The organism is Nocardia acididurans (assembly GCF_016741815.1).
GTDB classification, from domain to species: domain Bacteria; phylum Actinomycetota; class Actinomycetes; order Mycobacteriales; family Mycobacteriaceae; genus Nocardia; species Nocardia acididurans.
In genome coordinates this window covers 748,070-769,221 of sequence record NZ_JAERRJ010000001.1, presented here as the reverse complement: position 1 = coordinate 769,221, position 21,152 = coordinate 748,070, and the positions used below count along the sequence as shown (strand labels likewise).

At 65.4% G+C, this 21,152-nt stretch carries 23 protein-coding genes; 9 read left to right on the top strand and 14 right to left on the bottom strand.

Annotated elements, in window-relative coordinates:
• Positions 1–67 precede the first annotated feature (67 nt).
• Positions 68–277 (bottom strand): DUF397 domain-containing protein, encoded by a 210-nt coding sequence (locus JK358_RS03540; protein ID WP_201943413.1) that lies wholly within the window; start codon positions 275–277, stop codon positions 68–70.
• Between the two features lie 395 nt (positions 278–672).
• On the opposite strand from JK358_RS03540, the gene JK358_RS03535 reads away from it, so the two are divergent.
• From JK358_RS03535 to JK358_RS03525, 3 genes are all read left to right on the top strand, one after another.
• On the top strand, positions 673–1,167 hold the full coding sequence (locus JK358_RS03535) for a DUF309 domain-containing protein (protein ID WP_201943411.1): 495 nt from the start codon (positions 673–675) through the stop codon (positions 1,165–1,167).
• Between the two features lie 112 nt (positions 1,168–1,279).
• Positions 1,280–2,233, top strand: coding sequence for a tRNA glutamyl-Q(34) synthetase GluQRS (gene gluQRS / locus JK358_RS03530; protein WP_307817270.1), 954 nt, complete (start codon positions 1,280–1,282; stop codon positions 2,231–2,233).
• Positions 2,234–2,294: 61 nt separating this feature from the next.
• A complete protein-coding gene (locus tag JK358_RS03525; protein ID WP_201943409.1) occupies positions 2,295–3,095 on the top strand; it encodes an RDD family protein in 801 nt (266 codons plus the stop codon).
• Positions 3,096–3,175: 80 nt separating this feature from the next.
• Here the strand turns inward: JK358_RS03525 and JK358_RS03520 are convergent, their stop codons facing one another.
• Positions 3,176–3,859, bottom strand: coding sequence for a DUF4190 domain-containing protein (locus JK358_RS03520; protein WP_201943408.1), 684 nt, complete (start codon positions 3,857–3,859; stop codon positions 3,176–3,178).
• 49 nt (positions 3,860–3,908) lie between these two features.
• On the opposite strand from JK358_RS03520, the gene JK358_RS03515 reads away from it, so the two are divergent.
• Positions 3,909–4,691 (top strand): queuosine precursor transporter, encoded by a 783-nt coding sequence (locus tag JK358_RS03515; protein ID WP_201943407.1) that lies wholly within the window; start codon positions 3,909–3,911, stop codon positions 4,689–4,691.
• Between the two features lie 42 nt (positions 4,692–4,733).
• On the opposite strand, the gene tgt is transcribed toward JK358_RS03515, so the two are convergent.
• The 5 genes from tgt to JK358_RS03490 form a co-directional block, all read right to left on the bottom strand.
• Positions 4,734–5,984: a tRNA guanosine(34) transglycosylase Tgt gene (gene tgt / locus JK358_RS03510; RefSeq protein ID WP_201943406.1), complete on the bottom strand. Its 1,251-nt coding sequence runs from the start codon at positions 5,982–5,984 to the stop codon at positions 4,734–4,736.
• A gap of 41 nt (positions 5,985–6,025) precedes the next feature.
• Positions 6,026–8,014 (bottom strand): ABC transporter ATP-binding protein, encoded by a 1,989-nt coding sequence (locus tag JK358_RS03505; protein ID WP_201943405.1) that lies wholly within the window; start codon positions 8,012–8,014, stop codon positions 6,026–6,028.
• The gene (locus JK358_RS03500; protein WP_201943403.1) at positions 8,011–9,744 is read right to left on the bottom strand and encodes an ABC transporter ATP-binding protein; all 1,734 of its coding nucleotides are present in this window, start codon (positions 9,742–9,744) and stop codon (positions 8,011–8,013) included. The genes JK358_RS03505 and JK358_RS03500 overlap by 4 nt, the downstream gene beginning before the upstream one ends.
• Positions 9,745–9,805: 61 nt before the next feature.
• A complete protein-coding gene (locus tag JK358_RS03495; protein WP_201943401.1) occupies positions 9,806–10,321 on the bottom strand; it encodes an RrF2 family transcriptional regulator in 516 nt (171 codons plus the stop codon).
• A 37-nt stretch (positions 10,322–10,358) separates the two neighbouring features.
• The gene (locus JK358_RS03490; RefSeq protein ID WP_201943400.1) at positions 10,359–10,943 is read right to left on the bottom strand and encodes a TetR/AcrR family transcriptional regulator; all 585 of its coding nucleotides are present in this window, start codon (positions 10,941–10,943) and stop codon (positions 10,359–10,361) included.
• Between the two features lie 207 nt (positions 10,944–11,150).
• Between JK358_RS03490 and JK358_RS03485 the strand changes: the two genes are divergently transcribed.
• On the top strand, positions 11,151–13,451 hold the full coding sequence (locus tag JK358_RS03485; RefSeq protein WP_201943399.1) for an MMPL family transporter: 2,301 nt from the start codon (positions 11,151–11,153) through the stop codon (positions 13,449–13,451).
• A gap of 71 nt (positions 13,452–13,522) precedes the next feature.
• Here the strand turns inward: JK358_RS03485 and JK358_RS03480 are convergent, their stop codons facing one another.
• The 3 genes from JK358_RS03480 to JK358_RS03470 all read right to left on the bottom strand — a co-directional run bounded on the left by JK358_RS03480 (position 13,523) and on the right by JK358_RS03470 (position 14,907).
• On the bottom strand, positions 13,523–14,080 hold the full coding sequence (locus JK358_RS03480) for a hypothetical protein (protein WP_232850593.1): 558 nt from the start codon (positions 14,078–14,080) through the stop codon (positions 13,523–13,525).
• Between the two features lie 61 nt (positions 14,081–14,141).
• Positions 14,142–14,615 (bottom strand): NUDIX domain-containing protein, encoded by a 474-nt coding sequence (locus tag JK358_RS03475; protein ID WP_201943398.1) that lies wholly within the window; start codon positions 14,613–14,615, stop codon positions 14,142–14,144.
• Complete coding sequence (locus JK358_RS03470; protein WP_201943397.1) at positions 14,599–14,907, bottom strand: hypothetical protein; 309 nt, start codon at positions 14,905–14,907, stop codon at positions 14,599–14,601. Before JK358_RS03470 ends, JK358_RS03475 begins: the two co-directional genes overlap by 17 nt.
• A 632-nt stretch (positions 14,908–15,539) precedes the next feature.
• Between JK358_RS03470 and JK358_RS03465 the strand changes: the two genes are divergently transcribed.
• Genes JK358_RS03465 through JK358_RS03455 form a run of 3 tightly spaced genes read left to right on the top strand, consistent with a single transcriptional unit; the run spans position 15,540 to position 16,297 of the window.
• On the top strand, positions 15,540–15,725 hold the full coding sequence (locus tag JK358_RS03465; protein WP_201943396.1) for a hypothetical protein: 186 nt from the start codon (positions 15,540–15,542) through the stop codon (positions 15,723–15,725).
• 20 nt (positions 15,726–15,745) lie between these two features.
• Positions 15,746–16,084 (top strand): hypothetical protein, encoded by a 339-nt coding sequence (locus JK358_RS03460; RefSeq protein WP_201943394.1) that lies wholly within the window; start codon positions 15,746–15,748, stop codon positions 16,082–16,084.
• Between the two features lie 6 nt (positions 16,085–16,090).
• Positions 16,091–16,297 (top strand): hypothetical protein, encoded by a 207-nt coding sequence (locus JK358_RS03455; RefSeq protein ID WP_201943392.1) that lies wholly within the window; start codon positions 16,091–16,093, stop codon positions 16,295–16,297.
• A 613-nt stretch (positions 16,298–16,910) separates the two neighbouring features.
• Here JK358_RS03455 and JK358_RS38925 read toward each other — a convergent pair.
• Positions 16,911–17,060, bottom strand: a complete 150-nt coding sequence (locus JK358_RS38925) for a hypothetical protein (protein ID WP_232850592.1) — start codon at positions 17,058–17,060, stop codon at positions 16,911–16,913.
• Between the two features lie 345 nt (positions 17,061–17,405).
• Between JK358_RS38925 and JK358_RS03445 the strand changes: the two genes are divergently transcribed.
• Positions 17,406–18,593 (top strand): helix-turn-helix domain-containing protein, encoded by a 1,188-nt coding sequence (locus JK358_RS03445; RefSeq protein ID WP_201943382.1) that lies wholly within the window; start codon positions 17,406–17,408, stop codon positions 18,591–18,593.
• 56 nt (positions 18,594–18,649) lie between these two features.
• On the opposite strand, the gene JK358_RS03440 is transcribed toward JK358_RS03445, so the two are convergent.
• The 3 genes from JK358_RS03440 to JK358_RS03430 all read right to left on the bottom strand — a co-directional run bounded on the left by JK358_RS03440 (position 18,650) and on the right by JK358_RS03430 (position 21,145).
• On the bottom strand, positions 18,650–19,855 hold the full coding sequence (locus JK358_RS03440) for a phage major capsid protein (RefSeq protein ID WP_201943380.1): 1,206 nt from the start codon (positions 19,853–19,855) through the stop codon (positions 18,650–18,652).
• Positions 19,856–20,318: 463 nt separating this feature from the next.
• Positions 20,319–20,585, bottom strand: coding sequence for a hypothetical protein (locus JK358_RS03435; RefSeq protein WP_201943378.1), 267 nt, complete (start codon positions 20,583–20,585; stop codon positions 20,319–20,321).
• Between the two features lie 215 nt (positions 20,586–20,800).
• Positions 20,801–21,145, bottom strand: coding sequence for an HNH endonuclease (locus JK358_RS03430; protein ID WP_201943376.1), 345 nt, complete (start codon positions 21,143–21,145; stop codon positions 20,801–20,803).
• Between the last annotated feature and the right edge of the window lie 7 nt (positions 21,146–21,152).

The following is a 21,152-nucleotide window of genomic DNA, read 5'->3' as shown; positions in this document are numbered from 1 at the left end:
GAGGTTCCGCACAGCGAAAAGCCCCGAGCCCAAGTGGCTCGGGGCTTCTTTCTCCGGGTAGCCGGCCTCAGGCCCGCTTGAATTCCCCATCGGAAACGCCCGCGACGAAGGCGTCCCACTCACCGGGGGTGAACGCCAGAATCGGGCCGCGGCCGTGTTCCTTGCTGTCGCGAACCGCCACGTTTCCGTCCTTCAGAAACGCGACCTCCACGCAGTTGCCATTGGGGCCACTGTGTTTGCTCTTGCGCCATTCGGCGCCTGCCAAATCCACCTTCACGGTACTAGCTCCTTCGCTGCGTCAAGCACGAGATCTTGCTGGCATCGATCTTGTTTTCGCTGAGATTCCGCGGATCCGCGGATCCTTCGGTACGCCCGGGGCTGCACGCAAACCCGCCGTGCGACCCACTCTCTGCACTTCACGATGGGAATGCACCCCCGATGGCCCTTCCCGCGCTAAACACTAGCAGGGTTCTCCAATAGGAGATCGCATTCTTTCGTTTTCAATCAGCAAATAATCGGCAAGGTTAGCCAGCTACTAAATAGCAGAAAAATAGCCCAAGTTCGAAAGTCGCGAATTATCGTTACTCGCAATTTTGTTGCCGGTGCGATAGCGGATCCCTCGGCAAACTCCGCGGTGACCGCCCGTGCGCGGCGTCCGGGATCATGGTGGTCATGGCCGAGCATGCGCAGGACGACAGCGAGCGGGATCGCGACGAGGACGGGCGCGCCCGGAATGCCCGACCCCGTGACCGGTTTGGGCGACCCCTCCCATTCGGGAGCGCGGGCATCCCGCGCATCCCGGACGATCTGGATCTACCACCCGCCGAAACCCTCGACTACGCCCAACGTCTGCTCGACGACGGATTGGCCTTCAACGCGCACGAAGTCCTGGAGGCCGCGTGGAAGAACGGCCCGTTCGCCGAAAGGATGCTGTGGCAAGGTCTCGCGCAATATGCCGTTGGACTCACCCACATTCAACGTGGCAACCCCAAGGGCGCGCGCACCCTGCTGGAGCGTGCGAAGCACCGGCTCGCGGCCACCGACCCGGTCCCCTACGACATCGACGCCGCCGGATTGATCGCCAACGCGGACCGGCTCCTGGCCGCTCTGGACGCGGAAAAGCCGATCTCGGCGGCCGAACTTTGCCCCAGCCTGCGCATTCACTGAATTCGCATATTCACTGTCGACCCACACCCCGTGTGTGCACCCGCAATATTGCAAAAGACCAGCGGCGGTGCGAAGTATGCGAACGTCCGCGCCCCGCCTAGCATGGGCGGACGTGCCCACCGACGCCTCGCATCCGCAGCATCCGGTCCCGGCCACCCCGCCGACCGGTTACGGCCGATTCGCGCCCAGCCCGTCGGGGGACTTCCACCTGGGCAATCTGCGCACCGCCCTGCTCGCCTGGCTGTTCGCCCGCAGCACCGGCCGCGGCTTCCTCATGCGCATCGAAGACCTCGACCGGGTGAAAGCCGGTGCGGCCGAACGACAATTGGACGACCTCGCGGCCATCGGACTCGACTGGGATCCGCCGGTGGTGAAGCAATCCGAGCGCCTACCCCACTACGAGCAGGCCACCGACCGGCTCACCACGGCGGGCCTCACCTACGAATGCTTCTGCACGCGAAAAGAAATCCAGCAGGCCGCCACCGCGCCACACGGACCCATGGGCGCCTACCCGGGCACCTGCCGCGACCTCACCGACGCCGAACGGGCACAGCGCCGCGCCGCGGGACGACCCGCCGCGCTGCGATTGCGCGCCGCGGTCACCGATTTCGAGATCACCGACGAACTGCACGGACGCTATCGCGGCGCGGTCGACGACCTGGTGCTGCGGCGCGGGGACGGCACACCCGCCTACAACCTCGCCGTCGTGGTCGATGACGCCGACCAGGGCGTCGACCAGGTGGTGCGCGGCGACGACCTGCTCTCCTCCACACCCCGGCAGGCGTACCTGGCCACCCTGCTCGGCCTGCCCGTGCCGCAGTACGCACATGTGCCACTGGTGCTCAATACTTCAGGGCAGCGCCTGGCGAAACGCGACGGCGCGGTCACCCTGCGGGACCGGTTGGCACTGGGCGAAACGCCCGAATACGTGCTCGGCCTGCTGACGACGTCACTCGGACTTCCGGAGGTCACCGACCCGGCACAGTTGACAGGGCACTTCCACCCGGAAAACCTGCCACGCGAACCGTGGACACTCGATCCCGACGGGTTGTCGCAGACCAGGTGATATCCGTAACGTACGCACTCGACCCGAGACACCGAACGAACTCGAACGAGGACGGCAAACAATGACAAGCGGTGGGTACGACCCCAACCAGTATCCGCAGGGCGGCGGCCAGCCGTACCCGCCGAACCAGCCCTACGGTCAGCAGCCCTACGGGCAGCAGTCCGACCCCTACGGTCAGCAGCAGCCGCAGCAGCCCTACGGTCAGCAGCCGTACGGCCAGCAGTCCGACCCCTACGGCCAGCAGCAGCCGGGCTACCCGCAGCAGCAGCCGCAGCAGCCGGGCTACGGTCAGCAGCCGGGTTACGGTCAGCCGCAGCAGGATCCGTACGGCCAGCCCCCGCAGTACGGGCAGCAGCCGCAGCAGCAGTACGGCCAGCAGCCGTACCAGCCCTACGGCCAGCAGGGTTACGGCGCACCGGGATTCGGTGGCGGCATGCCCGCCGATGTGTGGATCCGCCTCGGCGCCCGCGTCATCGACGGCATCATCGCCGGTGTCGTCATCGGCATCATCAACTTCGCCATCACGGCGGCGATCGGCTCCGGGCTCGTCGCGACCTTCATCACCTCGCTGCTCGGATTCGGCCTGTGGATCGGCTACTTCGTGCTGCTCGACTCGTCGCAGGGCGCGACCCTCGGCAAGAAGCTGCTCGGCCTGCGCGTCGTCGCGCCCGGCGGCGGCAACCCCGATCCCAAGACCTCGTTCATGCGTAACGCGTGGCTGCTGGCGAGCATCATCCCGTGCGTCGGCTCCCTGGTGACCATCGGTCTGGCGATCTACATCGCCGTCACCATCGAGCAGGACCCGAACAAGCAGGGCTGGCACGACAAGCTGGCCGGCGGCACCCAGGTCGTCAAGGGCTGATTACACCGACGAGAAAGCGGGTGCGCATCCTTCCGGATGCGCACCCGCTTTTTTCGTGCCCGCGATGGTGGCCGTGCCCGCTAGTAGCTCGACGACGCCACACCGATCGCGATCAGCACCCAGAAACCGATCGAGATCACGATGCCCGCCACGCCGACCCAGATCCCGGCCAGCGCCATCCCCTTGCCGTCCTGCCCGGACGTCTTCACCTGGTTGAACCCGATCACACCCAGAATCAGACCCACCACCGGGATGATCGGGATGAACGCGCAGAAGAACACCGAGAGCAGACCGATCAGCGACGTCACCAGCGCCGCGATCGCCAGACCGTTGGTACCCGTCCCCTGCTGCGGATAGCCGTAGGGCTGGTAACCGGGCATACCCGGATAACCCGACGCGGGCTGCTGCGGATACCCGCCCGAACCCGGCTGCTGGTAACCACCCGACGAATACCCGTACCCCGGCGCCGGAGCGGGCGCGGGCGGCGGATAGGCCGCCGGATTCGACGGCGAGGACTGCTGCCCGTACGGCTGCTGCGCGAACGGATCGGACTGCTGCCCGTACGGACCCGACTGCTGGCCATACGGCTGCTGCGGCTGTGACGGCGGATTCGACTGCGGCTTCTGAAGATTCGGGCCTGAGGAATAGCCGGCGGGTGGCGGCGCGGCCTGCTGGGGCTGCGAACCGGAGGCTGGCGAATCCGGCGACACGCCTTCACCGCTGTACTGCTTCCACCACTCGTCGGAATCACCGGGATTCGTCATTTGCCCAGCCTATTCCACCGGACAGGGGTACCGGTATCCTGTTCACTTCGTGAGTGATGCACTATCTCCGGCGGAGACCGCCGGCACTGGACGCCCCGCCACCGAACACGCGGCATTCGCGAAGGCGGCGGGGGGCTTTTACACACCGGTCGTGACACTGTTCACGGCAGTTCTGATCATTTCGAACATCTGCGCCACCAAAGGCATTCAATTCTTCGGCTCCTTCGCCGAGAACCCCGTGAAACTGGGCCCCGTCGAGATCCTGCCCCTCACCCTCGACGGCGCGTTCTTCCTGTTCCCGCTCGCCTACATCATCGGCGACGTGCTCAGCGAGGTGTACGGGTTCAAGGCCGCGCGACGAGCCATCTACTTCGGGTTCGGCGTGCTGGTCCTCATGCTGGGCTGCTTCTGGATCGCCAGGCACCTGCCCGGCGGACTGGATCCGGCGCGCGACGCGGCCTTCGACAACGTCCTGGGCACCACACCCCAGCTGGTGCTGGCCGGACTCTGCGGATACTTCGTCGGCGAGATGCTGAACTCGGCCACGCTGGTCGCCATCAAGGAGAGGACCAAGGAGAAGCACCTGTGGGCGCGACTGCTCGGCTCCACGGTGGTCGGCGAGTTCGGTGACACGCTGATCTTCTGCGCCATCGCGGCCACCGCCATCGGCATCAACTCGTGGGGGACGTTCTTCAACTACCTCATCGTGGGCTTCGTCTGGAAAACCCTCGCCGAGGTATTGGTACTGCCCATCACCTACCGGGTGATCGCCTTCCTGAAGAAGAACGAACCCAGTTATGCGCCAGTGGAAGTGGAAGCGCTACGGAGCTGAAACTGTTGGGGGACTTCACGTCCCCCAACCAGCAGCTCGAAATCAGTTGGCGGGGGCCTTGATCCGGCCCTTCCAACCACCCATGAAATCGCGCTTGTAATCGTCGAAGTACCCGCCGTCGATGCTCTCCCGGATGCGGTCCACCAGGCGCACGGTGAAACGCTCGTTGTGGATCGTGCACAGGGTGGCCGCGAGCATCTCCTTCGCCTTGAACAGGTGATGGAGGTAGGCGCGGGTGTAATGCTTGCAGGTATAGCAGTCGCAGGTGTCGTCGATCGGCGTGAAATCACGCTTGAAACGGGACGTGTTGATGTTGAAACGGCCCTCGTCGACATAGATGGCGGCATTGCGGGCCACCCGCGACGGGTTCACGCAGTCGAAGGTGTCCGCCCCGTTCTCCACGGCCACGAAAACATCCTCGGGCTCGGAGATTCCGAGCATGTGCCGCGGCTTGTGCTCGGGCAGCTCGTCACAGCACCAGCCGACAATGGTGCCGAGATTGTGCTTCTCCAGCGCGCCGCCGATACCGTAACCGTCGAATTCGCTTCCGCCGCAACCCCGTAGCGCTTCGAGATCCTGGCAGGCCTTGCGGCGCAGGTCTTCGTACTGCGCGCCCTGGATGACGCCGAACAGGGCCTGATACGGGCGATGCGTGCGCGCGGCGGTGAGGCGCTCGTGCTCGTCGAGGCAGCGCTGCGCCCACCGGCGGGTGCGCTCCAGCGACTCCTCCTGGTAGCCGCGGGTATTCATCAGCGTGGTCAGCTCGTCGAAAGCGAACATGACATCCGCGCCCAGCTGATGCTGAATGCCCATGGACACCTCGGGGGTGAAGCGGTGCTTCGACCCGTCCAGATGCGAGCGGAAGGTGACGCCGTCGTCGTCGACGTGGGCCAGGCGCTCCTTGCCCTTGGCGATCACATCATCGGACCGCACGCCCACGGCCTCCATGGCCAGCACCTTCTTGAAGCCGACACCCAGCGACATGACCTGGAAGCCGCCGCTGTCGGTGAAGGTGGGGCCGTGCCAGTTCATGAACTGCGCCAGGCCGCCACCCTCGTCCACGATGTCCGGGCCGGGCTGCAGATACAGGTGGTAGGCGTTCGCCAGCAGCGCCTGCGAACCCAGCTCCTTCATGGTCTCCGGCAGCACCGCCTTCACGGTGGCCTTCGTACCCACGGGAATGAAGGCCGGGGTCGCGATATCGCCGTGCGGCGTGCTGATCACCCCGCTGCGACCGTGCCGACCCTCCAGCCGGGTACCGACCTTGAACGAGAACTCGGAAGCAGCAGACACCGGACCATCCTCTCAGCCCGTGTGCCTGCCGCTGTGAGGGGCTATCCCTTGCCCAGGGACACCGCGTCGGGCTCCGGGTCGTCTATGTTCTCGCCTTCGCCGTCGGTGATGGCGGCGGCGAACTGGGCGTTGTAGAGGTTGTAGTACGCGCCCTTGGCGAGGAGCAGTTGGTCGTGGGTGCCCTGCTCGACGATCTTGCCCTTCTCCATGACCACGATGGTGTCGGCGTCGCGTATCGTCGAAAGACGGTGCGCGATCACGAAACTCGTGCGGTCGCGGCGCAGGGCTGCCATGGCGTGCTGCACCAGGAGTTCGGTGCGGGTGTCGACCGAACTGGTGGCCTCGTCCAGGATCAGGATGGACGGCTTGGCCAGGAACGCGCGGGCGATGGTGATGAGCTGCTTCTCACCCGTGCTGACGCCCGAACCCTCCTCGTCGATGACGGTGTCGTAGCCGTGCGGCAGGGCGTGCACGAAACGGTCCACGTAGGCGGCGCGAGCGGCCTCGAGGATGTCCTCCTCGGTGGCGTTCGTATTGCCGTAGGCGATGTTCTCGCGGATGGTGCCGCCGAACAGCCAGGTGTCCTGCAGCACCATGCCCATGCGCGAGCGCAGATGGTCGCGGGTGATGCGGGTGATGTTCACGCCGTCGATGGTGATCGCGCCGTCGTCCACCTCGTAGAAGCGCATGAGCAGGTTGACCAGTGTGGTCTTGCCCGCGCCCGTCGGGCCGACGATGGCGACCACGTGCCCGGGTTCGGCCACCAGCGACAGCTTCTCGATGACCGGGGTCTCGGGCTCGTAGCGGAAGGACACGTCCTCGAAGGCGACGCGGCCGCGGCTGAGCGGGCGGTCGTCCTCCACCTCCGGATCCGGGATCTGCTCGTCGGCGTCGAGGATCTCGAAGATGCGCTCGGCCGAGGCCACACCCGACTGCAGCAGGTTGACCATCGAGCCGATCTGCGTGAGCGGCTGGGTGAAACCGCGCGAGTACTGGATGAACGCCTGCACCTCACCCAGCGACAGCTGACCGCTGGCCACGCGCAGACCGCCGACCACGGCGATGAGCACGTAGTTCAGGTTCCCGAGGAACATGATGGCGGGCATGATCAGGCCGGAGATGAACTGCGACTTGAACGACGCCTGGTACAGCTTCTCGTTGGTCTCGTCGAACTTCTCGCCGACCTCGCGCACGCGACCGAAGGCGGTCACCACCTCGTGGCCGGTGAAAGCCTCCTCCACCTGGGCGTTGACCGCGCCGGTGTACTTCCACTGATCCACGAAATGCGGTTTGGAGCGTTTCGCGATCTGCACGGTCACGATGATCGACAGCGGCACCGTGAGCAGGGCGATCAGGGCCAGCAGCCAGGAGATCCAGAACATCATGGCCAGGGTGCCGATCACCGTCAGCACCGAGATGAGCAGCTGGCTCATGGTCTGCGACAGCGACTGCGCCACATTGTCGACGTCGTTGGTGACGCGGGAGAGCACGTCGCCGCGCGCCTGCGAATCGAAGTAGCTCAGCGGCAGGCGGTGGATCTTGTCCTCGATCTCGGCGCGCAGGCGTTTGACCGTGCGCTGGATGACCGAGTTCAGCAGGTAGGCCTCCAGCCAGCCGAACACCGACGCACCGATGTAGAGCGCCAGCACCATGGCCAGCACCCGGCCCACAGCCGAGAAGTCGACGCCCACACCGGGAATCACGTGCATCGAGGCCAGCATGTCGGCGAAGGTGTCGTTGCCGGACTGCCGCGCGGCCTCGACCACCTCCTCCTTGCTGGGCGGCGGGACGCCCGGCGGCAGATCCTGGCCGAGCTGCTTGCCGACCACACCGTCGAAGATGATGTTGGTGGCCTTGCCCAGCACCTGCGGGCCCAGCGTGTTCAGCACCACCGAGACCACGGCGAGCACGAAAATGACCGAGAGATAAGCCTTCTCGGGCGCCAGTCGGCGTAGCAGGCGTTTCAGCGACGGGCCGAAGGACTTGGCCTTCGTATCCGGTGCGCCGGGATTCGCTGCCCCGGGCCTCATCGAACCTCCTCCGCGCTGAGCTGCGACTCGACGATCTCCCGGTATTCCGAGCAGTCGCGCACGAGCTGGTCGTGCGTACCCAGGCCGACGATCGCACCGTCCTCCAGCACGATGATCTGATCCGCGTCGCGGACGGTCGAAATACGTTGTGCCACAGTGATCACCGCGGCGTCGCGGATCTCGGGGCGGAGCGCGTCCCGCACCCGGGCGTCGGTGGCGACGTCCAGAGCGGAGAAGCAGTCGTCGAACAGGTAGATGCGCGGCTTGCGCACCAGCGCGCGGGCGATGGCCAGACGCTGGCGCTGACCGCCGGAAACCGTTGTACCGCCTTGTGCGACAGGGGTTTCCAAGCCCTGCGGCATATCCCGCACGAAATCCGCGGCCTGGGCGATCTCCAGCGCGTGCCAGAGTTCCTCGTCGGTGGCGTCCGGCTTGCCGTAGCGCAGGTTCGAGGCCACCGTGCCGGAGAACAGGTACGCCTTCTGCGGCACCAGGCCGATCAGGTCACGCAGCAGTTCCAGGTCGATGTGGCGAACATCGGTGCCGCCCACGGTGATCGAGCCGTCGGTGACGTCGATGAGGCGCGGGATCAGGTTGATCAGAGTGGTCTTGCCCGCACCGGTCGCACCCACGATCGCGGTGGTGGTGCCGGGTTCCGCGCGGAACCGGATTCCGCGCAGCACAGGCTTTTCCGCGCCCGGGAACTTGAATTCCGCGAACTGGAAATCGACCACGCCGGGATCGCCCTGCAGCGGCTGCGGCAGCCGCGGCGGCCGCACCGAGGATTCGGTGTCCAGCACCGCGCCGATGCGCTCGGCCGAGACCGCGGCACGCGGGGCCATCATGGCCAGGAAGGAGGCCATCATGACGGCCATCAGGATCTGCATGATGTAGGACAGCAGCGCGGTCAGCGCGCCGATCTGCATCTCACCGCGGTCGATGGCGTGGCCGCCGAACCAGATCACGGCCACCGTGGTGACATTCGAGATCAGCATGACCGCGGGGAACATGAGCGCCATGTAGCGGCCCACATACAGCGACGCCTCGGTCAGCTCCTTGTTGGCGACGCCGAAACGCCAGGTCTCCTGCCGCTCGCGAACGAACGCGCGGACCACGCGGATACCGGTGATCTGTTCGCGCAGAACACGATTCACCGCGTCGATGCGGGTCTGCATGCGGCGGAAGCCGGGCACCATGCGGCTGATGATCAGGGTCATGGTGAGGGCCAGCGCGGGCACGGCCACCAGCAGCACCCAGGACAGTCCGAAGTTCTCGCGGACCGCCATGATGATGCCGCCGATGCACATGATCGGGGCCATAACCAGGATGGTGGCGCTCATGACCATGAGCAGCTGCACCTGGTTGATGTCGTTGGTGCTGCGGGTGATCAGCGACGGCGCGCCGAACAGGCCCACCTCACGATCGGAGAAGGTGCCCACCCGGTGCAGCAGGGCCGCGCGCATATCGCGGCCCGCGCTCATGGCGGCCTGCGCGCCCAGGTACACCGACGCGCCCTGGGCGACGATCTGCACGACCGTCACCAGCAGCATCCAGAGGCCGGCCGTCCAGATGTAGCCGATATCGCCCTTGGTGACGCCGTTGTCGATGATGTCGGCGTTGAGGCTCGGCAGGTAGAGCATGGCGATGACGGAGACCAGCTGTAGCACGAGAACTCCGGCCAGCTGGGCTCGGTAGGGAGCCAGGAAGGTGCGCAGCAGTCTGATCAACATGGTGCTCGCAGGCTACCGCCCGAGGGTTACCGCCCGTACGCCGAATTTGAAGCTTTCCTTTTCAGATGTCGGGTTGGTCCAGGTCCAGCCATTGCGTGGCGGCCTGCGAGCCCGCCGGGCGGGGGCGGCGTGTCCAGGCGTCCGGATCGTGCAGCAATTCGTCCAGGAAGGACGGGAGCAGATCGTGGGCGATATCGGCGACGGAGACGCGTTCCAGTACCGAGCGGATGTTCACGCGCAGGCCGATCCACACCCGCTGCAGGGGTTCGGCCGCGCCCGCGTAGTGCACGTCCTCGGGGCGCTGGCCGCGGACCGAGGCGAGCGGGCCCTCCACGGCGCGGATCACGTCGGCGATGCTGATGTCGGTGGCCGGGCGGGCCAGGCGGTAGCCGCCGTCGGGGCCGCGGCGGCTGGTGACCAGGCCGCCCTTACGCAGATCCGCGACAACCGATTCGAGAACTTTGGGCGGAATGTCCTGTGCCACGACGATGGCGTCGGCCTTCACCGAATCCGGTTGCGCCTTGGCGATCTCGACCAGGGTGCGCACCGCGTAATCGATCTTCGCGGTGATGTGCACTGGAAACTCCTGATCTCGGCGGCCGTGAAACGAAACCTTATCGCGACAGCACGCCCAGCGCGGCATCCAGCAGAACCGCCTCGACCAGGTTCTCGTCCGTATCCGGCATGTGCTCCTGCGAGGTGAGCGCGACGCTCAGAATCTGCATGGCGGCGGCCGCGCGCAAATAGCCCTCGTCGTCCGCGCCGGGGCCGGCCAGCCACTCGACCATGCGGCGGTGCATATCCAGCATGTCCGGATAGCGGTTGTTGCCCAGGGCATTCACGATGGCGACGGTGTCGCGCATGCACAGCACGCCGGCCGCGCGATGATGCAGGCCCGCGCGCAGGTGCGTGGTCAGAACCTCGCGCACGCTCTCCGGGGTGTGCGGACGGCCGTCGAGGCTGTCCACGATGTCGCGCATGTCATCGAAGATCGGCTCGATGATGGCCACCAGCAGGTCGAGCTTCGAGGCGTAGTGATAGTAGAGCGAGGCTTTTGTGATTCCCACCGCATCCGCGACCTCGCGCAAACTGCTCTGCTCGAATCCCTTGGCGGAAAACAGCTGGATCGCAGCTTCACGAATCGCGTCTTTTGTGCTTCTACCTGCGACAACTGTTCCTGGGGCGGCTCGGCCGGTCATTGGGTCATCCTCTCACCACACTGTGGGGAAGCGATCAACACCACTTAAATCGAGGTTGTTCCTCCACTTCTAGCCTCGGTAGTCTACCTACCGCACGGTAGGCAGAAAATCGTGGAGGCGGGGAGCGTTGCAGGACTGACTCCCGCGGCAGGGCTGTCTACGCGTTCAACACCCGCACAGAACAATCCATCGCCAGGAGAACCCCTCGTGTCCGTATACCTCTACCGGTGGGGCAAATTCGCGTTCCGCCGCAAATGGATCGTGCTTCCCGTCTGGCTCCTGCTGTTCCTGCTGCTCGGCGGCCTGGGGACACAGCTGAAGGAGCCGATGAGCAATGACTTCAGCATGCCCGAACTGCCCTCGGCGCGGGCCAACGAAATCCTCGACAAGCATTTCCCGGGCGCCTCGGAAGCCTTCAAATTCGAGGCCGTCACCGGCACCTACGTCATTCAGGCGCCCGCCGGTCAGAAGCTGACCGACAAGGCGAACACCGCCGCGATCGACGCGTTCATCGGCAAGCTCGACCAGCTCGGCATTGTGGATCATGCGAAGCCGCTGCAGAATCCGGTCACCGCCACCGGTGAGATGGGCTGCCTCAGCGGGGAACGCGATGTCTCCAAGTGCACCTCGGCGCCGCTGAACGTGCTCAACAAGACCGCGCCCGACACCGTCGCCGTGCTCAGCGTGCCCTTCAACATCGCCTCGTTCAACGACGTCACCGAGGAGAACCGGACCGCCGCCTACGACGCGGCGCAGGTCGCGCGGGACAGCGGACTGACCGTCGAGATGAGCGGTTCCATCGCGCAGAAGCAGGAACAGCCCAGCGGCAAGTCCGAGATGATCGGCATGGCGGTGGCGCTGGTGGTCATGATGGTCGCCTTCGGCGCGATCGTCGCCTCCTTCGTCCCGATCTTCACCGCGATCATCGGCCTGGGCGCGGCCACCTCGCTGATCTTCGTCGGCACCTCGGTGCTCGAGGTGCCGAGCTTCACCACCTTCCTCGCGTCCATGATCGGCATCGCGCTGTCCATCGACTACGCGCTGTTCATCGTGTCCCGCTACAAATCCGAACTGAGCGTTCAGGATTCACCCGAGGAAGCCGCGGGCGTCGCCCTCGGCACCGCGGGTTCGGCGGTCGTGTTCGCCGGCCTGACCGTGATCATCGCGCTGGGCGCGCTCAGCGTGGTCGGCGTCGAGTTCATGACCTTCATGGGCCTCGGCGGCGCCATCGCGGCCGCGTTCGCGGTGCTCACCGCCATCACGCTGATGCCCGCCCTGATGGGCGCGTTCGGTCGCTTCCTGTTCAAGCCGAAACTGCCGCTGGTCGCCAAGCACGATCCCGAGGACGACACCGCCACGACCCTCGGCACCCGCTTCGCGCGCGTGATCGCCAAGGCGCCCGCGCTCACCCTGGGTCTCAGCGTGGTCGTGCTCGGCCTGCTCGCCGCCCCCGCCGCCGGTCTGCAACTGGGCCTGCCCGGCGAGGACAGCCTGCCGACGCACACCACGGTCCGCAAGGCGTACGACATCCGCACCGAAGGCTTCGGTGAGGGCAGCAACGGCGTGCTCATGGTGGTCGCCGATCTGGCCGACGTCGCCCCGGACCAGCGGGAGAACGCCGCCAACGCGCTGCGTACGAAGCTGGAGTCCTACTCCGGTATGGACTACGTGACCGCACCCCAGTTCAGCCAGGACGGCGCGGGCGCGATGCTCAACGCCGTACCGAAGTTCGGACCCAACAACCAGGACACCAAGGACCTGGTCAGTGAGGCGCGCGACGCCGAATCCGGCCTGGCCTCGGAATACCCGGGCATGGCGTACGGCATCACCGGCACCACCGCCATCTACGCCGACGTGGACCACGTCCTGCTCAGCAAGATCGTTCCCTACCTGGCCCTGGTGGCCGGTGCGGCCTTCCTGCTGCTGATCCTGGTCTTCCGCTCGATCCTGGTCCCGCTGACCGCCGCCCTCGGCTTCCTGCTCTCCATGGCGGCCACCTTCGGCGCGACGGTCCTGATCTTCCAGGAAGGCGCACTCGGCCTGATCGCCGACCCGCACCCCCTGGTCAGCTTCCTCCCGATCATGTTGATCGGCTTGGTATTCGGCCTCGCCATGGACTACCAGGTCTTCCTGGTCACGCGTATGCGTGAGGAATTCGTGCACGGCAAGTCCCCCAAGGAAGCCATGATCACCGGCTACCACCACGGCGCCCGCGTCGTGACCTCCGCCGCGATCATCATGATCTCCGTCTTCGGCTCCTTCATCCTCGAATCCGACGCCACCGCAAAGTCCTTCGGCTTCGCCCTGGCAGCCGGCGTCCTCTTCGACGCCTTCATCGTCCGCATGGTCCTCATCCCCTCCCTCCTCGTCCTCATGGGCAAGTGGGCCTGGTGGATGCCGGCCTGGCTCGACCGCATCCTCCCCGACATCGACGTCGAGGGCGCGAAACTCCGCGAACTCCAGCAGAAGCCCGCGGTGGAACTGGAGAAGGAACCCGTCGGCGTCTGACCCCGCCGAACCCCTTCCCGCACAACCGAACCCCTCGGCCCCCACTCGATTCGAGTGGGGGCCGAGGGGTTTCATGAGGTAGGCGAACCCGCCCCCGGCAACTGCCAGGGCTGATCCCCAGGCGGCAGTTCACCGCTCCGAACACCGAGATCCGCCCGAGCCGCTTCGTAGAACGCATTGCGCCTGCGCCCTGTCTCTGCATACAGCCGGGTGTAATCCGCATGCTCGACCGCGTGCCCCTTCGCAGCCCAGCCGAGCTCCCACGCGGCCCTGTTCCATTCCCGAGCCGCCGACACCGCCTGTGGAGAACCCAGCAGAAGCACAGCCTCCCACTTGATGGTCTTCGTAGTCTCGGCGTCGGCCAACGCCTGCAATCCAGTATCGATATCGATCGGCAGGGCAACCGCAGGATAGCCCCGGGCCGCCGCCAAACGAAATGCGAGATCCATGCACTCCTTCAGCGCAGTCGCGTACTCGCTGTACACCGCCAACCGCTTGTCATCCCACCGAGCGTCCTGACTCCGCCGCCACTTCGCCCGCTCCGTCAAAGCAGTCGCGGTGAACGTCCCACCAGCCCCCAAGACCACCGCCGCTTCCAGGCGGTCCAAGGTTTCACCGCCGATGCGCATGAAACCCGGGTGGATTCAATCGCCCTCCGGGTCTCCACCGAGCGTGACCCTCTCCACGTGACTAGCCAAGGTATGGCTGTGTGCGCTGTTCGAGATGGTGCTGAAGCCTGAGCCGGACTGTGGGATGCACTGGTAGTTCCGACAGCTCGCCCATGCTGATGAATCGAACAGCAGTGGACTCATCACTTACTTCGATCTCACCGCCGATCACCCGGCCGTAGTAGGTGATGGCGAATTCCTGCCGTATCTCACCATCGGCGTATTCGATGACATGTGCTGGGTCCGTGTAGATTCCGAGCAGTCGAGTAATTTCGATATCGAGCCCGGTCTCTTCCTTGGTCTCACGGATAACGCACTGCTCGAGCGTCTCCCCGATCTCCATGATTCCCCCAGGCAGAGACCAGTTGCCGGAATCTCCCCGGCGCTGCATCAGAACTCGGCCGACATCGTCCACCACCAACGCTGAGCCACCAGGCTTCAGCGAGTTCGCCTTGGGTGCGTCTGGGTCTTCGTAGTAGTCACGCCGTGAGCCCATTGTGGAATCCTTGCGTTGTCGGGTACGGGGTTACGGTTCCCCATATCTGTTCGAACTGGTCGGCGAAAGACTCGAATATTCCGTGCGGAGACAAGCGCCGCAGATGCATCGCGGTGTGCTGGTAGCCGCGCGCCCTGAACAGGTACGGGGTGACGATCATCTCCGAGTCGAACCGGAACACCGAGTTGTACAGGTGCGCTGTGTGCAGTCCGATAGAGCACCCTGGGGTGTCGGCCAACGGTCCCAGCATGGACAGGGCGTTGCGTATGCGGCCGGGGAGGGTGCCGCCCATCTGCTCCAGGGAGTCTCGTTCCCGACGTGAGGGCAATCAGGGTCTGCGAATCCCAGCCTGACCACGCACCCGGCCTGAGTCTTGGCCGCGATCACCTCCGAAGCGTTGGGCAGCAATTCGAACACGAACGGATACGCGTAGCCGAGGATGTCTATTCGCTCAGTTGCCCTGTGCAGCAACGAAGTCCACAGATCGTTGGGTATATCCGCTCGGTGCGCGTAGGCACCCAAAACCTCAGGGGTCGCCGGTGTCCCTGCTTGAATGTCCGGCCGCGAAGACGGCCACAACGATTCTTCGGTTTCGCCGAGAGTCAGGGCCACCTCGAGCCGTGTACGCCGATGGGGTACCCGTCCGGCAAGCCAGCGATTCACGGTCTTCACATCCACTTTGACCGCAGTAGCCAACCGAGCCGAGTCGAATCCTGCTCGGAGCATCGCGGACTCCAGGCGCTGCTGAGTCATACCGGAACCCTACGGCGCATTTCGCAGACATGCGTGACGTTTGAATTGTCCACGGAAGCGTCCTTGACACAGTTCTAGCGTCCCGGCGCTGTCCCTACCTTCAGGTGTGGCCTTCGGGGTCGGTGCAGTCGTCCCGATCCCGGACAACTTCACCAAGGACGAGGGGCTGATATGACCGAGCGAACAAGGATCTATAGCTTCCCCGGCGGCTGGCTGGAAACCAACGACTACGGCGACGGCAACCCAGGCAGCGTCTACATCGAATCCCGGTTGCCCGTGCCGCTCGAATCTCCTCCGCAGCCCCCTGTCTCCTCGCAGTTCCCGAACCACGACTCCGACGAACAGCTGGGGGCGTAATGCGTTACAAGGCAACGTGTGTGGGTTACGCACGGGTTGATGTGTCCGGGTTGGGGTTGCTGTGGGACCAGGCCCAGATCCGGAAGGTTGCCGCCGAGCTCGGCTTGGACTTCGCCGACATGGTGATCTACGATCCTCGGTTCCAGCGGCCACCGTTGGCCCGCCTGAAGGCACAGGTAACCCGCCTGGACGCCGAGGCGGTAATCGTGCCGAGCGCAGCGCATTTCGAGGGCGGAGAGATCCCTGTCGATCTGATTCGACGGATGGACGTGGTGACCGTGACGCCGGAAGAGTCCTACGCCCGGCGCAATACGCCACCATGGCCGGACTCACCGCCCACGCAGGCGGGCAGGGCGTGATGCGCGGTGCGCACCAACACGGGCGCTTGCCTCTACACCGCGTACTACTCGTGCCCGACGTTCGGCCATTCGATCGGGATCGCCTTCCTGACCGATACGCCCGACACCTCGACCACGCAGGCCGGTGACGTGCTCGCAACAGTCGCGACGAATCCCGAAGACTCGCGTCTCGATTACGTCGAGCTCGCAATAGGTTGCAGCACAGCATATTAGCCACTTTCGATGCTCGGGAACCGCAGGGAGGAGGTACACCGATGATCGGACCGTAAGCAGCGGAACCCGTTGCCCTTCTGCATTTCAGGACGACCCCCGGAACAACCGTTCATCGCGCCCGCAGGATGATGCAGTTGGCCTGCGTCGTCAGTGCAACGTCTTTGCGGCGCAGAAGGTTCACCGCAGCGTTCGCCGATTGCTACGCCTGTGGTCGTCGCCCGCTTCCTCACGTTCCACTGGCGCTATGGCCTTGGACCGATTCGCCTGCGCGGCTTGGGTGCTGAGGGCTGCGTGCACGCCAGCGCGGGTCGCGGTGCTGACCATCACCCGCCCCGCCAATGCCCAAATCTTCATCACTGACCACGCTGCGCCCGCCCAGGATCATCAACGCGCTCGCAATCTTCAGCCTGCACAGCAGAGCAAAGAAATAGCCCTCCACCTGTGTGGACAGGTGGAGGGCTTTGGCGGTGGCGGAGGGATTTGAACTCTTCTAGCGACCCTGATCAGGGGCCTAAACACGGGTCTACCTGCGAAAATACATCACTGTGATTCATGCTGAATCACAGTGTTTCTCGGTCGATTGTGGGCAAAATGTGGGCACGGTGGGCAGGTTTCACGGCCTACCCTTGTCCAGCTCAGGTAGTTCGCCCGTGGAGTAGCGGGCGAACGTCTCCTCGGTGTCAACGGTGACCACGTCCGCCACCTGGACGATTTCGCCCGGTACTTCCCCGCCGTCGAAGTGATTGGCGCTGGGCACGAACACCGCTTCAGCATGAGTCCGGGACACAGCGACCCTGATTCGATGCAAAGGCCGATCGGTCTCCGGCCCGAAAGCGAGCGTCTTGCACAGGTCGTACCCGAATCGTGCTGCGAGAGAACGTATTCGGTTCTCATCCCACTGCTGATGTATGCCGGAAACGTCACGCCGCAGATATCCGATTGCCGCTGGTTTCGTCACTGTGATGCCCCTTTTCATCGTGGGAGAGGCACCCACCGCCGGGGAACCAGGTAAGGGGTACCGGTGATCGACCCGGCGGCGGGGCTCTCACGGGTCAGCTTGTCTCGCGAGGGGCCTGCGAAGTATCACAGCTTGTGGCACCGTTGAGGCATGGATGACATGGGGGTCGGCGCGCGCATCGGCAGGGCGCGCAGACTCGCTCGCCTCACTCAGGTGCAGCTGGCGCAGAAAGCCAACGTGTCGCTGTCGTTGCTGCGCAAGGTCGAGCAAGGCGACCGACCGGCGACGCCTGCGCTGACGGCCGCCGTCGCCCGCGTGCTGGGCGTGAGCGTGGGCGACCTGAACGGACAACCGTACGAGCCCGAGCCGAGCGACGGCGCAGCACACGCGACCATTCCCGAACTGCGCCGCGCGATCGTGGCATACGACGACGAACCGCCTACCGGGCCTGCCACGTTCGACGATCTGACGGCCGCGCTCGACCGCGTACGCGAGGGTATGCGCCGCGCTCGATACAGCGATATGACGGTGGAACTGCCGGACTTGATTCGCGGCCTGCACCAACTCGCAGACTCCGAGGCACCCGGCCGTCACCTCGAGGAAATCCATTCATCGCTCGCCTACGCCTACAGCAAGGCAATGCTGTTCGCCTACCAGTATGGATACCTAGATCTCGCGGGCATGGCTGCGGAACGGTGCGGATGGGCTGCCAGCCGCAGCGGCGACCCGCTGTGGCCGATCACGGCCGAATACAACCGGGCGCTGATCCTGCTCTACTCCGGTGCCTACGTAGGGGGGCTGCGGACGATAGACCGCGCATATGCGGCGAGCGAGCAACTTCCGACCACGCCGGACCTGTTGGCCGTTCGGGGCGCGCTGCACCTGCGCGGGTCGATACTGTCGGCCCGTGCGCTCGATAGCGGCACCGCCGAGGCACACATTGCGGAGGCGCGCGGCGTGGCCGAGGCGATACGAGACAGCCGATACCGCAACTACGGCACGGGATTCCGACCGTCGAACGTCGATATCCATTCCGTCGCCGTGCCTGTCGAGTTGTCGGACGGAACTACCGCCCTGTCTCGGGCCGAACACATCCGCCTAGCTGAGTCGGTCGCACCGTCACGCGCCGGTCACTACTACCTCGATGTGTCGCGCGCGTGGCTGTTGCACGGCAACAAGGACCGAGCGTTTCAAACCCTTGAGCAGGCGCGCAAAGTCGCACCGGAGATGATCCGCAACCACCCCCAGGTACACGAAACCCTGCGTGTACTCGCACACACCCGGCGCGGGACTGACAAGCTGGCGCACTTCGCCAAGTGGGCTAACGTCAAGATCTGACCAGGCGAAACGGGCGGCTCGGGCCAGAGGGCCGAGCCGCCCGTGTACGCCAGGGATTACGCCGCAGCGGTGGCGATCTTCACCACGCCGAGGGGCTGTGTCACGTCGACCTCGAATCGGCCTTCGACGCGCGCCCGGAGCTGGTTCTTGGAGAAGTCGTCACTCACGTTCTCCGACCACTTCGTTTCCACGCCCGCGGAATCAGTGGACAACCCCACCGCGGACAGATCCAGCAGCAGCCCCGTGGAAGCAGGCAGGCCGAGCGACAGCACGACCGGCACACCCCACAGCTTGCGGGCCGCACGGTCGATCGGGCCACCGAGTTCGAGCTGTCCGGCGGTGTCGGTGCGGGCGAGTTCGAGCTTTTCCCAATCGGCCGGCGCGAGCACGAACACGCCCGCCTCATGGCCGGCGGTCTCGGCCTTGGTGATCGCGCCGCGCGTGGTGGTCAGCAGATCAGTTGCGAACGCCTGCGTTTGGATACCGGACACGCTCACGATGCCCGACAGGTTCTCGCCGGTGCTGTCGCCCTTGATCACCTGCGCCTCAAGTGCCTGCCGTAGGCCGTAGAGAAGTTCGTCGCCGATGAACTGCTCGAGGGCGGTCGTGTCCTCAAGCCAGTATTTCGGGATCGGCTCGGAGATATGGGCGATCACGTGCAGCTCGGCGTCGACCTCGGTCAGCCCGAGCACTGAGGTCGGTTTGGTCGCGCCGAGCGCGACCGGGGCGGCGTTGTTGGTGCGGGTGATCTGGCGCAGGTAGGTGTATTTCGGGGCGCGTGCGGTCGCGCCGAGCACCTCCAGCAGCGACAGCGCGGGCCGCCCGAGCGCGATCGGCGATTCGGCCAGCATCGGCACCGTGGTCACGGTCGAACCGGCGGGGAGCAGCGCCTTGCGGCCGTGTTCGTCGACCGGGGCCATGCGGGTAGCGATCGCGCGCGCCATGGCCTTGACGGCCGGACCGGTCAGCGCGACGTGCCCGTCACCGTTGACGGGGCTGCGGTCGCCGTTCATGAGCGGCTCACCGATCTCCGCCGCGAGACCCTTCGCCTGCTCGATAATCTCGAGGTCACGCTGTCCGGTCTTGATCTGGTCCAGCAGATTCCGGGCCTTGGTCATCTCGGCGTCGTAGTCGCCTCGTGTCTTGGCGTCCCAGCGGTTCGGGTCGCCGTGCTGCTCGGCGATCTCGCGGGCCGCAGTGGTCGCAGCGAGCGCGCTGGTCTTCAGCTCGGCGAGCTTGGATTTGGTCATCATCGGGGTCATACCTCCGTGTGCGAGCCTCACCCGTGCGCCAGCATGTTCGGCGCACAGTGAAGCGGAAACGATTGTTCGGAATCGCTTGGCAGACGGGCGGATTGGGTTGGCCACACCGAGCGCCGCATGATCAGCGCGACCTCGGGGACGGACCCGTGTACCGATGGTCTCGGTCCAAGTCTTCCCCGCTGGGGCGGGGCGGCGAGCCGTACCGCTGGCCGATCCGGCATCCGGTTGATCAGACCGGACCCGGGGGCGGACGGATTGTCACTCGCCACACACACGCCCAGGAGGGGCGCTCTCAGTCTACGGGCTTGCCCGCCAAACCTGTTCGTCCCATTGGTCGGCTGTGTCCGCGTCCACGTGCGCCCACTGATTCGGCTCGGGCGGCCACCCTCGGCCACCACGGCGCAGCAGCACCCGACGCAGACGGCGCGCGGGTGGTGGCTCGGTCGACTCGTCCCCGCGCGGCTCACTCATCCGAACCGCCTTGCGCCAGTTGCGCGTCCAGAATGGTCCGCTGAGCCACTGCGCGCGCGTTGTCCTCACCCATGGTGCGAATGATCAATTCGGTTGCTGTACGGGCCAATGAGGCGATCATCAGGTGTACCGCCTGCTCGTCGTTGGCCTCCCGTAGCGAGCGGTTCACCATCTCGAGATCGTCATCGAGCACACCGAGCAGCACGCGCGCCGCGCGGGCCTGGTCGATCGGGCGGATTGTGTTGGTCATGTCCATCATTCGAGATTCCTTCCGTCGTGGGGGTATGGGGGTTGCGAACCCTGTGGCAGGCGGGGCGGACAACGGACGGTCAGCGAAAATCTCGTGCGCTCAGATTCCGCAGAAATTTTCGGCTTGGCCGGTACCCCCCTTGTGCCTGTAGTTGAGCGGAGAAAAGGAGGGCTACCGCGGCGTGGTCCCTCCCCCAGGGGCCAGCGATGGCGACCCCCTACCCTCTATATGCCCAGGTCAGAGGGGTACCGAGCGGCGGCGGCCTCGGCGCTGGTCTTGGCCTCGTGGCAGGGGTGGCACAGGGATTGCAGGTTGTCCCAGTCGTATCGGTCGCCGCCCGCGCCCACGGGTTCGATGTGGTCGACCTCGACGGCCAGGGCAACACAGCCGGGACGCTCGCATATCGGGTCGGTCGCGAGCTTGGCCTCGCGCAGGGTGCGCCATCTGCGCGTGCTGCCGCTGCCGGTGTACCCGTTGCGGCCCGACCATGCAGGCGTACAAGGGCAGCGCCGTCCCGATGGGGCGGGCTTGCGACAGCGGTTGCATACGCGGGGCGGTTTGCTGGGCATCGGTCAT

Coding starts and splice junctions, on each gene's coding strand:
- JK358_RS03490 (WP_201943400.1), bottom strand. CDS start 10,943: ATGACCGGCCGAGCCGCCCCAGGAACAGTTGTCGCAGGTAGAAGCACA.
- JK358_RS03445 (WP_201943382.1), top strand. CDS start 17,406: ATGGATGACATGGGGGTCGGCGCGCGCATCGGCAGGGCGCGCAGACTC.
- JK358_RS03465 (WP_201943396.1), top strand. CDS start 15,540: ATGACCGAGCGAACAAGGATCTATAGCTTCCCCGGCGGCTGGCTGGAA.
- JK358_RS03525 (WP_201943409.1), top strand. CDS start 2,295: ATGACAAGCGGTGGGTACGACCCCAACCAGTATCCGCAGGGCGGCGGC.
- JK358_RS03480 (WP_232850593.1), bottom strand. CDS start 14,080: ATGCGCATCGGCGGTGAAACCTTGGACCGCCTGGAAGCGGCGGTGGTC.
- JK358_RS03520 (WP_201943408.1), bottom strand. CDS start 3,859: ATGACGAATCCCGGTGATTCCGACGAGTGGTGGAAGCAGTACAGCGGT.
- JK358_RS03430 (WP_201943376.1), bottom strand. CDS start 21,145: ATGCCCAGCAAACCGCCCCGCGTATGCAACCGCTGTCGCAAGCCCGCC.
- JK358_RS03470 (WP_201943397.1), bottom strand. CDS start 14,907: ATGGGCGGCACCCTCCCCGGCCGCATACGCAACGCCCTGTCCATGCTG.
- JK358_RS03505 (WP_201943405.1), bottom strand. CDS start 8,014: ATGAGGCCCGGGGCAGCGAATCCCGGCGCACCGGATACGAAGGCCAAG.
- JK358_RS03440 (WP_201943380.1), bottom strand. CDS start 19,855: ATGACCCCGATGATGACCAAATCCAAGCTCGCCGAGCTGAAGACCAGC.
- JK358_RS03500 (WP_201943403.1), bottom strand. CDS start 9,744: ATGTTGATCAGACTGCTGCGCACCTTCCTGGCTCCCTACCGAGCCCAG.
- JK358_RS03435 (WP_201943378.1), bottom strand. CDS start 20,585: ATGATGGACATGACCAACACAATCCGCCCGATCGACCAGGCCCGCGCG.
- JK358_RS03535 (WP_201943411.1), top strand. CDS start 673: ATGGCCGAGCATGCGCAGGACGACAGCGAGCGGGATCGCGACGAGGAC.
- JK358_RS03475 (WP_201943398.1), bottom strand. CDS start 14,615: ATGGGCTCACGGCGTGACTACTACGAAGACCCAGACGCACCCAAGGCG.